This window comes from Actinopolymorpha sp. B17G11 (genome assembly GCF_040196095.1).
Lineage (GTDB): Bacteria > Actinomycetota > Actinomycetes > Propionibacteriales > Actinopolymorphaceae > Thermasporomyces.
In genome coordinates this window covers 24,905-38,100 of sequence record NZ_JBEFTW010000017.1, presented here as the reverse complement: position 1 = coordinate 38,100, position 13,196 = coordinate 24,905, and the positions used below count along the sequence as shown (strand labels likewise).

The 13,196-nt window shown below is 66.2% G+C and carries 12 protein-coding genes; 9 read left to right on the top strand and 3 right to left on the bottom strand.

Annotated features, from left to right (window positions below; all coding sequences use genetic code 11):
* Positions 1-4 precede the first annotated feature (4 nt).
* The 6 genes from ABN028_RS18320 (at position 5) to ABN028_RS18295 (ending at position 5,441) form a co-directional block, all read left to right on the top strand.
* Positions 5-1,021: a carbohydrate ABC transporter permease gene (locus tag ABN028_RS18320; protein WP_349697394.1), complete on the top strand. Its 1,017-nt coding sequence runs from the start codon at positions 5-7 to the stop codon at positions 1,019-1,021.
* 18 nt (positions 1,022-1,039) lie between these two features.
* Positions 1,040-2,062 carry a carbohydrate ABC transporter permease gene (locus tag ABN028_RS18315; protein ID WP_349690015.1) on the top strand — a complete coding sequence of 341 codons (1,023 nt, stop codon included), beginning with the start codon at positions 1,040-1,042 and terminating at the stop codon, positions 2,060-2,062.
* 12 nt (positions 2,063-2,074) lie between these two features.
* Positions 2,075-3,205: an ABC transporter ATP-binding protein gene (locus ABN028_RS18310; protein ID WP_349329782.1), complete on the top strand. Its 1,131-nt coding sequence runs from the start codon at positions 2,075-2,077 to the stop codon at positions 3,203-3,205.
* Between the two features lie 48 nt (positions 3,206-3,253).
* On the top strand, positions 3,254-4,381 hold the full coding sequence (locus ABN028_RS18305) for an ABC transporter ATP-binding protein (protein ID WP_349697393.1): 1,128 nt from the start codon (positions 3,254-3,256) through the stop codon (positions 4,379-4,381).
* Between the two features lie 24 nt (positions 4,382-4,405).
* Entirely contained in the window at positions 4,406-5,104 is a 699-nt protein-coding gene (locus tag ABN028_RS18300; protein WP_349329780.1) for a hypothetical protein, read from the top strand.
* A gap of 196 nt (positions 5,105-5,300) precedes the next feature.
* Complete coding sequence (locus tag ABN028_RS18295) at positions 5,301-5,441, top strand: hypothetical protein (protein WP_349329779.1); 141 nt, start codon at positions 5,301-5,303, stop codon at positions 5,439-5,441.
* 116 nt (positions 5,442-5,557) lie between these two features.
* Here ABN028_RS18295 and ABN028_RS18290 read toward each other — a convergent pair whose 3' ends face one another.
* The gene (locus ABN028_RS18290) at positions 5,558-6,805 is read right to left on the bottom strand and encodes a GntR family transcriptional regulator (RefSeq protein WP_349697392.1); all 1,248 of its coding nucleotides are present in this window, start codon (positions 6,803-6,805) and stop codon (positions 5,558-5,560) included.
* 170 nt (positions 6,806-6,975) lie between these two features.
* On the opposite strand from ABN028_RS18290, the gene ABN028_RS18285 reads away from it, so the two are divergent.
* Genes ABN028_RS18285 through ABN028_RS18275 form a run of 3 tightly spaced genes read left to right on the top strand, consistent with a single transcriptional unit; the run spans position 6,976 to position 10,470 of the window.
* A complete protein-coding gene (locus tag ABN028_RS18285; RefSeq protein ID WP_349697391.1) occupies positions 6,976-8,505 on the top strand; it encodes a substrate-binding domain-containing protein in 1,530 nt (509 codons plus the stop codon).
* Positions 8,502-9,473 (top strand): ABC transporter permease, encoded by a 972-nt coding sequence (locus tag ABN028_RS18280; RefSeq protein ID WP_349329776.1) that lies wholly within the window; start codon positions 8,502-8,504, stop codon positions 9,471-9,473. Before ABN028_RS18285 ends, ABN028_RS18280 begins: the two co-directional genes overlap by 4 nt.
* Before the next feature lie 49 nt (positions 9,474-9,522).
* Positions 9,523-10,470, top strand: a complete 948-nt coding sequence (locus ABN028_RS18275) for a carbohydrate ABC transporter permease (RefSeq protein WP_349329775.1) — start codon at positions 9,523-9,525, stop codon at positions 10,468-10,470.
* A gap of 31 nt (positions 10,471-10,501) precedes the next feature.
* On the opposite strand, the gene ABN028_RS18270 is transcribed toward ABN028_RS18275, so the two are convergent.
* On the bottom strand, positions 10,502-11,878 hold the full coding sequence (locus tag ABN028_RS18270; protein WP_349697390.1) for an alkaline phosphatase PhoX: 1,377 nt from the start codon (positions 11,876-11,878) through the stop codon (positions 10,502-10,504).
* A gap of 339 nt (positions 11,879-12,217) precedes the next feature.
* Positions 12,218-13,063: a DUF1932 domain-containing protein gene (locus ABN028_RS18265; RefSeq protein WP_349697389.1), complete on the bottom strand. Its 846-nt coding sequence runs from the start codon at positions 13,061-13,063 to the stop codon at positions 12,218-12,220.
* Between the last annotated feature and the right edge of the window lie 133 nt (positions 13,064-13,196).

Below are 13,196 nucleotides of genomic sequence, written 5' to 3'. Positions count from 1 at the left end.
GCCTATGAGTAGTCAGCAGCCGACGGTCGGCGCGGGTGACCGCGCCGACCAGGGGGCCGACCAGGGAGCCGACCGGCCTGGCGAGGCGGAACGGTCCGGGGACGGCGCCGGCCCGCCGTTGGGGTCACCCGACATCGCGACCGTCGCGCCGACGTCGCACAGGCTGAGCCGTCGGCGCCGGCTCGAGGGAGGACTCTTCGTCGCGCCGGCGTTCCTCTTCCAACTCTCGTGGGGTTGGTATCCGCTGCTGATGGCGTTCGTGATCAGCCTGACCAACGCCCGCTTCCGGGGCCCGATCGAGTTCACCGGGCTGGAGAGCTACATCCGGATGTGGAACGACCCCCTGGTGGGTCAGGCGTTCAAGGTCACGGCGATCTATGCCGCGTTGAGCCTCGCGCTGACGTTCATGATCCCGATCGTGGTCGCGATCCTGCTGATGGAGATGCCGAAGCGGCACATCCGCTGGATGATGCTGCTGTGGTTCCTGCCGTTGTCGGGCATCGCGAGCACGCTGCTGTTCCGCTACATGTTCAACGCGCAGTACGGCCTGTTCCAGTACATCGCGACCGAGTGGCTTGGCCTTCCTCCGCAGCCGTTCCTGAACTCCAGCGACCAGGTGCTGTTCTGGCTGGTGTTCCCGGGAATCCTGTTCTTTGGTCCGGGCCTGATCTACATGGCGACGTTGCAGGGAATTCCGGCGTCGTACTACGAGGCGGCCGAGATCGAAGGTGCCGGTTTCTGGCGCAAGGTGTGGACGATCTCGCTGCCTCGGCTGCGTCCGGTCATCTCGATGCTGTTGATCTTCGCCGTCATCGGATCGTCGCAGGTGTTCGAGTTTCCGTTGATCATGACCGGCGGCGGACCGGGTGGCGCGAGCCGTACGGTCGTCATGTATCTCTACGACCTGCTGCGCAGCCTGCGCTATGCGGATGCGACGGCACTCGGCGTGTTCCTGTTCGTCGTGACGATGGCACTGGTGATCATCCAGCGCCGGTTCTTCCGCGAAGATCCCGACACGTAAAGGAGGGGAGACCAAGCGATGCTGTTCCCACGCGTGGGGCGGAAGCAGCCGGTCATCCGGATCGCATGGTGGCTGGTCGTCGCGTTCTTGTGCCTCGGTATCACCCTGCACCTGTTCCCCTTCTATTTCATGCTGATCACGTCGTTCAAGTCCGGTGAGGAGGTCCTGCAGTTTCCGCCGACGTGGTTCCCGCAGGACGCCACACTCGCCGGCTGGCGGCTGGTGGTGAGCCTTGTCCAGGGCTCCAACACGGCGGCGGAGTCGCTGATGGACGGGCCGTTCTGGCTGTTCTTCCTCAACTCCGTGCAGATCACGTTCTGGACGTTGATCCTCGGCATCCCGATCACGTCCCTTGCGGCCTACGCCAACAGCAAGCTCCAGAAAGGACCACTGGCCAGGTGGTCGTTCCTGTTCTTCATCGGCACGCTGATGATGCCGGCGGCGTTGACGCTGATCCCCAACTTCCTGCTGACCCGGAACTTCCCGTTCGCCTTGCCGGACGTGCCGACCATTCCCGGGACGGACCTGGAGTTCCCGAGCGTGCGCATCTGGGACACACACTGGGCGGTGATCCTGCCCATCGTGTTCCAGGCGTTCAACTTCCTGCTCTTCAAGGGGTTCTTCGACACGATCCCGGACTCGGTCATCCAGGCGGCACGGGTCGACGGCGGTTCGGAGTTCAACATCTTCCGCCGGATCGTGCTGCCGATGAGTGTGCCCGTCTACGCGGTGGCGATCTGGGGTGCGTTCAGTGGGGCGTGGGATCAGTTCCTCTGGCCACTGATCGTGTTGCAGACGCCGGAGAAGATGCCGGCCTCGGTCGAGATCTACCTGCTCTTACAACGATTTACCCAGGCGGGCGCCACCAATGCCGAACAGGCGTCCGCCCAGGCCCAGCAGATGCAGGAGATCTTGTCCGCGGGCATGTCGTGGAACGGCCTGATGGTGCTGGGCATCCTGCAGTCGCTGCCGGTGTTCATCGCGTTCATCGTCTGCCGCGAATACCTGCTCAAGGGTATTCGCCTGCGCGGCCTGAAGTGAGGTGAGGTACTCGTGGCGAGAATCGATGTCGACCAGGCGGTCAAGCGGTACGCCGCAGAGCGGATCGTCGACCTGGAGTCGTCGAGGGAGCGGCCGGCCTTGAACGGTGTCAGCCTGCAGGTCGCCGACGGTGAGACCGTCAGCGTGGTCGGCTCGTCCGGCTGTGGCAAGTCCACCCTGCTCAAGGTGGTGGCGGGCCTTGAGTATCCCGACGCCGGTCGGGTGCTCTACAACGGTGCGGACGTCACCCAGGTACGTCCACAAGAACGCGGCGTGGGCATGGTGTTCCAGGACTACGCGCTCTATCCGTCGATGAAGGGGCAAGGCAACCTTGCCTACTACTTCGAGGTACGCCACAAGACCGAGGAGGAGAAGGAGCAGCGGCTGCGGGAGACCGCCGACCGGATGGGCATCGGGTTCGAGCACCTGCTCGGCCGGGTCCCCACCACGCTCTCCGGCGGCGAGCAGCAGCGGGTCGCGATCGCGCGCTGTATCGTGCGTGAGCCGCAGCTGTTCCTCATGGACGAGCCGATCTCCAACCTCGACGCGAAGCTGCGGGAGCAGACTCGGATCGAGATCCGGCGCCTGCTGAAGAAGTTCGCGATCACCACTCTCTACGTCACCCATGACCAGCAGGAAGCGATCTTCATGGGTGACCGGATCGCGGTGATGCGCGACGGCGACATCGAGCAGATCGGCACCTTCGACGACCTCTACTACACCCCGGCGAACCTGTTCGTCGCCACGTTCATCGGCTCGCCTCCGATGGCCGTGCTGCCGGCGTACGTCGACGGTGGTGAGGTGACTGTCGGCGGTGGCGAGGCGGCGCGGTGGCAGCTGCCGTTCGAGTTGGCTCAGCAGGTCCCGGTCGGCCCGGTCAGGATCGGCGTACGCGCCGAGGGTTGGCGGCTCGACACCTCCGACGGCGCGCGGATGCCGGTGCGGCACCTGGAGCGGATTCCCACCGAGCGAGCCAGCTTCGTCTACGGCAACCTCGACGGTGCCAATGTCGCCGTGACGGCGCCGGTGGACTACCCGGATACGGCGGAGGTGCGCGTCACCCCGGACTGGGAGCGGGCGTACTTCTTCGCCGCCGACAGCGAGGAACCTGTCCACCTGCCCGGCGTACTCGAACTCTTCTAGGGGCGTCTCCGTCATGGGCTGCCCGAAGAACTGGCGAGGAGTGAAGCTGTGAACGCGATCGCGGTCGAGGACCTGGTGAAGCAGTTCGACGAGAAGCGTGCCGTCGACCAGGTGAGTTTCGGGATCACCGAGGGCGAGTTGCTGGTTCTCGTCGGGCCGTCCGGGTGTGGCAAGACGACGACTCTCCGGCTGCTCGCCGGGCTCGAGCCGGCGACTGGCGGCGAGATCAGGTTCGGCGACAAGGTGGTCAACGAGATCCGGCCGAAGGATCGCAACGTCGCGATGGTGTTCCAGGACTACGCGATCTTCCCGCACATGACTGTGTTCGAGAACATCGCCTACGGCCTGCGGTCGCGCCGGACACCACGCCGTACGGTGCGTGAACGGGTGCCGGAGGCGGCGAAGACGTTCCGGATCGAGCACCTGCTGGAACGCAAGCCCCGACAGCTCTCCGGAGGTGAGCGCCAGCGGGTCGCGCTGTCACGGGCGATGGTGCGGCATGCGTCGCTGTATCTCTACGACGAGCCTCTGTCCAATCTCGACGCCCAGCTTCGCTACCAGGCACGCGAGGACATTCTCACCCTCCACCGGGAGAAGCGGAAGCCGACCGTCTACGTCACCCACGACCAGGCCGAGGCGATGGCACTCGGCGACCGGATCGCGGTGATGAACGCCGGCAAGATCCAGCAGATCGGCACCGGGCCGGAGCTCTACGACACGCCGCACAACCTGTTCGTGGCGTACTTCATCGGCACTCCGAGCATCAACCTCTTCGAGCTGGTGTTGGAGGCCGCGCCCGACCGGGACAACGGCATCGTCGCCACCGGTGGCGGTGTCGCGTTGCACCTCCATCCGGACATGACCGAACGGATGCGCCGGCACCTCGGCAGGACGGTGAAGGTCGGCGTTCGTCCCGAACACCTGCACGTGCCCAGGATGGCGCCGTTCGAGGTCACCGACGACAACACGCTGCGTGGGATCGTCAACCTCGTCGAGCCCACCGCCGCGGGAAGCACGGTCTACCTCAGCACCGCGGAGCAGACCGACTTCGTGGCGACGTTCAAGGTGCGGCTGCCGACCAGCTATCTCGACCAGGAAGTTCCGCTCGGCGTGGACATGAGCAAGGTCCACATCTTCGACGCCGAGAGCGGAGAATCGCTGTCTGGCAAGGCATGAGGGGTTATCGAATGGGCGCCGGCGATGCCGTTTCTGGATGACACGGGTCCGCGCGACGAGCGGCGGGGTCCGATCTGGGCGGCCTTCGCCACCGTCTCGTCGCAGGTCGAACGCCTGGTAGCCGCCAATCTCGGTTGGGCGCTGCAACTGGTGCCCGGCCTACTGGCGTTGGCGTTTCCGCAACTGCCCAGCTGGTTGCGGATCGTCTTCGCGCTCTACTCCGCGACGGCACTGCCGCCGGCCACTGCCGTGCTCTTCGGGATCGCCGCCGAGGCCTGCCGGGGCCAGCACGTCGACCTGGGACTCGCCGGCGAACTGCTTCGTGAGTACGCCGTGCGGAGCGCGCGCACGTTGGCCCCGCTCTACGGCACCTTCGGGATCCTGATCTGGGTGGCTGTGCTCGCCGATGCCCGGGATCTCGCCCCGGTCGTCGTGGTGCTCACCCTGGTCACGCTGCTGTGGTCGGTGTGTGCGACGTACTGGGGTCCGCTGTTCGTCGCGAAGCCCGACCTGTCCATGGTGGCGCTGGCCCGGGAGTCGGTGCGGCTCACCCGGCGCCGTCCGGAGGGGACACTGGCGACGTGGGCGATGGTCGGCGTGTCGTGGATCGTCGGTGCCGTGTCGATCGGCGGACTCGTCCTCATCGTGCCGATGTTCGTCGCGACCCTGCAGACCCACCGCTACCGCGAGGCCGCCGGAGTGGCGCCCCGCCGGGCCGGATGAGGGGACGTCGAAGGGATGGCGATCAGGACTGTCGGTAGCCGCACCTAGTATCCGGTCATGCGTTCGAACTCGCCGTCGGCATAGTGCGAACGGCGGCTTCCCGAGCATCGTGCTCCGGTGGCGGCCGCTATGAGTCGGCGGGCAAGGACGTGGAGGGGCTGGCAGGCCAGTGTTCCGACGGGGAGGAGCCCCTGCCATGCGTCATCTCGACCAAGCCCGGGAATACCTGATGTGGTACGAAGCCCATCGCGAGCGCTGGGTCGCCGTGCCGGTGAATCGTGAAGGCGGTGTCATCATCGACAGCGAATACGACCTGGTCGTCGTCCTCGACCTCTGACCCGGGTCCCCGACCCTGCCTGCCCGCGCGCCGCCGCTCCACGGTGCCGGCGTCGCGGCAGGCAGGGCGTGGGAGGCTGCGAGTCGACGGCATCGGCGAACCGGTGGACCCGTCTTCTAAGGAGTGTCCGCAGTGACGACGCGGAGGTAGCCGGGGGCGGACTGTCGGGTGCGCAGGCGGATCGGCAGCACCACATGGTGCATGTCGCGGTAGGGCTCACCGCTCGACATCCGCGTGTGCAGCAGCCGTGCGGCCCGTTCGCCCATCTCCCGCGACGGTAACGCCGCGGCCACCGCGGTGAGCGGGAAGATGTCGAACGGTCCGGCATCGTCCATGCCGGCGAGGTCGATGTCGCCGGGCACGTCATGCCCGAGGGCGACCAGATCCTCGACGGCCTGCGCGAGCGCGAATCCGTTGCCACACAGCAGCACGGTCGGGGGATCCGGGCTGTCCAGGAGCGACGCCACCAGCCCGTCCTCGGTCGGATGGGTGGGGCGTACGTATCTGCGCAGCACGGTGAGCTCGGGTCTCGTCGGGACCTGGTGGTCGCGCAGCGCCTTGAGGTGTCCGGCCAGCCGGTCCCGCACGCTGGTGCAGTCGGTCTCGTCGCACAGCAGCGCGATCCGTTCGTGGCCGAGCTGGATGAGTTTCCTCGTCACCTCGTACCCCACGGCCAGGTTGTCCGCGACGACGGCATCGGTCGCGACATCAGTGCGGTAGCGGTCGACGGTGACGAGCGGGATGCCCTGCTGCCGGGCCTCCGCGAAGAGGGCGGGGTCGGCACCTCGCTCGGCGGGATAGAGCACGATGCCGCTCACGTCGGCGGCGATCGCGCTGCGGATCGCCTGCGTCTCGCGTTCGCCGGAGTTCTCCGTGTGGGTCAGGAACATCCGGTAACCCAGCTCGTTGCAGGTGGCTTCGAGACCGCCAAGGAGCTGGGTCACGTGAGTGCCGTCGACGTACTGCAGGATGCACGCCACGGTCTTCTGCCGGCGCCCGCCTCCCAAACTGCCCGCGCCCCTCGGGTCTGAGTCGGCGTCCGTGTCGGTAGCCGCATTGGTGGCCGGGTCGGTCCCCATGCCTTCGGCAGGGCCGGGGATCATGGAGTCAGGCCCCATGGATGCCGGCGGCCGGTCAGCCACGAAGGTGCCACTGCCCTGGCGGCGGACGAGCAGACCGTCTCCGACGAGGGCGTTGAGCGCACGCACAGCGGTGGTCGTGCTGACACCGAAACGCTCGCAGACCTCCCGTTCGGTGAGGAAACGACCACCCGGTGTGTAGGTGTTGTTGCTCAGATCCTCGGCCAGCGCCTGCGTGACCTGTTCGTACAGCGGGATCCGCCCCGCCCCACGTTCCACGGTCATCGATGCCGCATTCTCGCGTGTCCGTTCCGATTTACCATGTTGACCTTCCGACAGCGGACAGGGATCGGGCCAGCCGCGGCCGATCTCGTTGACATGTTGACACATGAATTTTAGGTTTCGGGCGTCGCTCAGGTTGCCAACGATGCCCACACGGAGAAGAGGGTCCGCTCATGGTCAGCCGTCGTCAATTCCTCTCCGGCGCCGCCGTTCTCGCCACCGTGACCGTCGCCGGCTGTGCAGGCAAGGACGACGGTGCCGGGGGAGGGGACGGGGCCGTCAGCTTCACCTACCTCAGACCGACCTGGGGCCCCGCGACCTATACCAAGGACGGACCGTTCGAGAAGGCGTTGGAGAAGCAGGGCAAGGCCGACATCGATGTGCAGATCATTCCGGTCATCGACTACGACACGAAGGTCAACACCATCCTCGCCTCGGGCGACATTCCCGATGTCATCTGGGGATCGGGCCCGAGTTCGGCGACGTGGAAGGAAGCGCAGGACGAAGGTGCCTTCCTCCCGATCGACGACTACCTCGAGCAGTATCCCGCCCTGCGTGAGGCCGTGCCGGAGAGCATCTGGAAGATCCTCAAGGACGAGAACGGCGACACTTACTTCATTCCCAATCTGATCTGGCCGCAGGTGCCGTTCTTCCTCTGCTATCGCGAGGATCTGTTCGAGAAGGCGGGCATCGAGCCGCCGACCACCGTCGACGAGTTCGCCCCGACCGTCGCGAAGGTCAAGTCGGCATTCCCCGAACAGGTGCCGTTCACCATGGGGTACGAGTGGAGCGCGAAGGAGATCGCCACGTCGTTCGGTGTGAGCATGTTCAGCTGGGAGCCGTCGCCGGCCGACCCGGACCTGCTCATCCCGTGGTACATGAAAGAGCCGGAAGTCGACATGTACTTCTGGTTCCAGGATCTGCACAAGCGCGGTCTGCTCGATCCCGACTACGGCGTCAACAAGGAACCCAACTTCGCCGACGACAAGTTCAAGGCCGGCAAGTCGGTCATGGTGATCTCGCACTGGTCATCGATCCCGGACGCGACGACCCAGCTCAGGTCGATCGACAAGAATGCCAAGGTCGGTGTCGTCTCGCCGCTGGGTGAGCTCGGTGGGAACCGTCTCGTCTTCCCGGTCGACCGCGGCTTCTACGTATCCGGGACGATGGAGGATCCCGACGGCTTCTTCCGGTTCCTCAACTGGACGCTCACCGACGGCTCCGAGCTTCGCCGCTGGGGAATCAGGGACAAGACGTTCACCGTCAGCGAAGATGGCAAGGAGCCGATCCCCGACAACGAACGCGAGAAGGCGTTCCAGGGGCCGCAGTTGGAGCCCATGGGCTTTCTCGGTCCGTTCAGCGAGAAGCTCGACTGGGACATCACCAAGCTGGCCTTCGAGGCCGCCAAGATCCCTGACCGCTTCGACTACGTCAAGGGGAAGTTCGACGAGTACTGCGCCCAGGAGTACCCGGACTATCGCGACCCGACGGTCAGGTCGGCGGTCGAGGACAAGAAGGGCACCCAGCTCTACGAGGACTATCTGCAGAAGGTCGCCCAGTCCACGATCATCAACCACGACGTGAGTCGTGACGACTGGCGCAAGGCCGTGGACAAGTGGCGGGCAGCTGGCGGTGATCAGATCATCGACGAGATCAACACCGCGCAGAAGGACAAGTCCAAGCCTTCCTACATTCCCCGATGACGTCGACGATCCGCTCGCCGGCGGGGGCGAGGGTGGCGACCGGACCGCGGCCCCGCGGCGGGCGGCTCCAGCGCAAGGCGACCGAGGTCTGGCGCTACCGCTGGATCTACGCCCTCATCCTGCCGACAGTCCTCTACTTCGTGATCTTCGCGTACCTGCCGATGATCGGGTTGCAGATCGCGTTCAAGGACTACAAGGTCTTCCGCGGTATGTGGGAGAGCCCGTGGGTGGGCCTCGAGCACTTCCAGGTGATGTTCTCCTCGGAGAAGTTTCCCCAGCTCATCAAGAACACCCTGCTGATCAGTTTCTACCGCATCGTGTTCGGCTTTCCGGTGCCGATCATCTTCGCCCTGCTGCTGAACGAAGTACGCCGGATGTGGTTCAAGCGCGGCGTGCAGACAGTGACGTACTTCCCGCACTTTCTTTCCTGGGTGGTCTTCGCCGGGATCGTCATCAACATCCTCGGGCCTACCGGACTGTTGAACACGTTGATCATCGAATCCGGTGGGGATCGGGTCAACTTCATGACCAACCCCGACACGTTTCGGTCCGTCGTCGTCATCACCGGCATCATGAAGGAGTTCGGCTGGGGCGCGATCATCTATCTCGCCGCACTCTCCGGAATCGACGCCCAGCTGTACGAAGCGGCCCGCGTCGACGGTGCCGGCAAGCTACGACAGATCTGGCATGTGACGCTGCCCGGCCTGCGACCGGTGATGGCAGTGCTTCTCGTGCTGTCACTCGGCAGCCTGCTCGACGCGGGCTTCGACCAGATCTTCCAGTTGCAGAACGCCGCGGTCCTCGAGGTCGGCGACATCATCGACACCTACGTCTACCGGGTCGGACTGCTCGAGGCGCAGTTCGAACTGGCCACCGCCGTGGGGCTCTTCAAGGGTGTGGTCGGGCTGGTGATGATCGTCACGGCCAACCATGTCCTGCGCCGGCTTGGACAGCGGTCCATCTGGTGAGCGAGCGATCGGTGGCCACGGACCTCGCAATGGTGAACGGAGGCAGGAAATGACGACGACTCCGGTGACCGACGCCAACCTCACCTCCGGAAAGGAGGTCGCGCCGCGCCGATCCCATCTCGACCGGAACCCGTGGTGGGCCGACACGACGATCCACGTCGTCCTGATTGTGCTCGGGCTCGTGACGCTGCTCCCGATGGTCAACATCCTGGCGAAGTCGCTGAGTTCGGGCACCGCGATCTCGGCCCACCCGTTGATGTTGCTGCCCAGGTCGCTGACGGTCGAGGCGTATCTCTACATCTTCGAGACTCCGGTCCTCATGCGCTCGTTCGCCATCACGGTCTTCGTCACCGTGGTGGGGACGGCACTCAACCTGTTCTTCACCACGACCGCGGCGTACGGCCTGTCGAAGACCTACATCCCCGGCTACCGCTTCCTGATGTGGCTCGTCATCATCCCGATGCTCTTCGGTGCGGGCCTGATCCCGACCTACCTCCTACTCAAGGGGCTGGGACTCATCAACAGCATCTGGGTGCTGATCGTCGTCGGGCTGGTATCACCGTTCAACCTCATCCTGATGCGGAACTTCTTCTGGAGCCTGCCGCCGGAGATCGAGGAGTCCGCACGCATCGACGGTGCGTCGGACCTGCAGGTGCTCTGGCACATCGTGCTGCCGTTGTCGAAACCGGTGATCGCGACGATCGGACTCTTCTACGCGGTCGCCCACTGGAACGACTTCTTCACCGGCCTGTTCTTCCTGACCGACAGCTCGAAATGGCCGCTGCAGGTGGTGATGCGGTCGATCATCATCGACCAGAGCATGCTCGGCATGGGCGGCGGCAACGCACCGACGAACGACCTGCAGAGGCTCATCGTCTCCGCCGACAACATCCGGGCCGCGACGATCATCTTCTCGATCATCCCGATCCTGCTGGCCTACCCGTTCCTGCAGCGGTACTTCGTGAAGGGCATCATCCTCGGCGCCGTCAAGGGCTGAGCCTCCGCGGAAGCCCAGCCCAGGCAGGAAGTCAGCGCTGGCGCCGCCACGGACCGGTGATGGCGAACGTTGTTCCCGGGTTGTAGCAGTTGGCGTAGAGCGTCTGGCCGTCGGCGGAGAAGTCGACACCGGCGAACTCGCCGTACGACGGTGCCTGCGGGGTCCCGACATTCTGTCGGTTGCGGGCGAGGGGGAACACCTCGCCACTCCCGGTGACGCCCAGCAGGTGTTGTTCGCCACCAGCGTCCTCGGCCAGCATCAACCCGCCGTACGGCGACAGGCAGATGTTGTCCGGGCCCTCTCCCGGTGCGTCGTCGTCGGGCTCGTAGCGGAAGATCAGGCTCAGCTCGAGGATGTTGCTGTCGGGGGCGTACCGCCAGACCTGACCATCGTGGTCAGCGGTCGATCCGTCCTCGCTCCTCGCGAAGCTGGCGACGAAGTAGACGCTGTCGTTGCCCCAGTAGCAGCCCTCGAGCTTCTGCGAGTGCGTGATGCCGCCCGGACCGAAGTCCTGGAACCGGATCGGCACGGTCTCGGCCAACGGATCGGGTACGTCCACCCATTCGATACCGTCGAAGCGCGCACCGACCTCGGTCACCACGGACAGGTCGGTGACGCCAGGCAGCCGCATCGCCTGCAGCGTGCCGCCGGCGCGCAGGCTGCCGTAGCCGCCGAGCGGCTTCTCCGGAAGGAACCGGTAGAACAGCCCGAACGGATGGTCGAAGGCGTCCTCGGTCTCGTAGACGACGCCCGTCCGCGGATCGGTCGCCGTCGCCTCGTGCGCGAAGCGGCCCATCGCCTCCAGGGGAGTGGGGTCGGCGTTGCGGGCGTTGTCGTACGGATCGACCTCGAAGATCCAGCCGTGCGACAGCTCGCTGCCGGCGGGGCTCGCCTCGGTCTCCTCACAGGTCAGCCAGGTCCGCCAGGGCGTGAGGCCCCCGGCGCAGTTGACGAACGAGCCTCCGAGGCTGACGTACTCCTCCTTCAGTTCTCCACGCGCCGAGATCTCCAGCGTGGTGGTGCCACCGGGACCCAACGGGTCGTACGTATGGGAGGCCGGGCCCGGCACACGATGGGCCACGTTCTCGCGGCACTCGTGGTTGCGGACCAGGATGGTTCCGCGCCCATGCCGGCCGGGAAACGCCGCCTGCCCGTCGAAACGGCTGGGCACAGTGCCGCCACCGGAACGCAGGGGTTCACCCTCACGGCTCAGGATGCGGTAGGAGAAGCCGCTGGGAAGATCCAGGTAGCCACGCGGATCCTCCACCAGCGGGCCGTAGCCTGTCGCCGGGCCGCGGCTGCCGGCGGCGGGGTTGGCGGCGAAGAGCGACTCGACCGCGCCCGCCACGACCACGCCCAGGCCCACACCTCCGGATCGGTTCAGCAGATCACGTCGCGTTATGGCCATATGCCGCCTCCGCTCGTCGTCGTCCGCCGTTCTGGCCGCGTGCGTCTGACAAGCACTGGGGTCACGTATGCGCTCGCCGCGAACCAGCCGACGATCGTTCTGCGTGTCCTGCGAAGGATGCTCGCCAACTTTCCTGCTGGCAAGGCGAACCGGTGACCGAACCCTGTCGCGTCCGGCCAGCTGAGACCCCCAGGTCACCTCCGAGCGGAGCACCGTATCAGGCGACTCCTGTGGGAACCACGCATCGAGTCGGCCGGGCGGAGACCTCGCCGGCCGGTGGAAACTCGCCGGCCGGTGGAAACTCGCCGGTCGGTGGAAACTCGTCGGCCGGGTGGAAATCTAGTCGGCCGGCGGAAGGAGAAGCGTGTCGACGACGGCGGCCAGGACGTCATCAGGCGCAGTGCCAGTCGGCCGCGGCGAGCGGGCGAAGACGTCAGCGGCTGCCTGGTGGAAGCCCTCCGGTAGACCGGCGGCGGCGAAGGTAGCCGCGATCTCCTCCATTTCGCCGCGCCAGCGCCAGCCCTTGTCGTGAGCGGCCCGAGCGGCTCCGGCACTGCGGTCGACGAGGGCGGACTGCGACTGCTCCCACTCGGCGACCAGCCCTGCGTCGACCCCCTCCCGGGTCGCCACCGCACGGATCGCGAGCAGGAGCGCGCTGGTGCCTTTCGTCCAGGCGGCGTAGCACATCTTGAGTGCGGAGGCGAGTCCCACGTCGTCGCCCACGTTGCGGACGCCGAGAACCGTGCCCTCGAACAGGTCCACCACGGAGTCCGCGTGCGCGCCGGAAACGTAGAGGCGGGTCGTACCCTCGCGTTCAGGCGGTCCGCCGATGATCCCGCCGTCGACCATGCGTCCGCCGCCCGCCTCGATCAGCGAGCCGACCTCGCGCGCGGTCGTCGGGGACACCGCGTTGGCGTCGACATAGGTGCCGCGATAGCCGGCGAACTCGCCGGCGACCTCCTTCGCCGCGTGCGGCGGGCAGATCGACAGGACGAACGCACAGTCGCGGGCAAGGGCGGCCGGTGTGGCCGCGTCGGTCATTCCCGCCCATTCCGCGCGCGCCCGCGTTTCCGCGCTGCGGCCGCTCGAGGCGTAGAGCACCTCGTGGCCACGTAGCGCGAGCTGCCGGCCGACGGCCGAGCCCATGTCGCCGGGATGGAGTACGCCGATCGTCACCGTGTCCACGCCGGAACCCTAATGCGTACAGGCGTCCTGGCGGCACCCCCGGTTGGCTGTTGGATGGGGACGCGCTCATGCGGCGTGCCGTTGGATAAGAGTGCCCTCAGTCGGCGTTGCGCACGTACGCCAGGGCGACGGC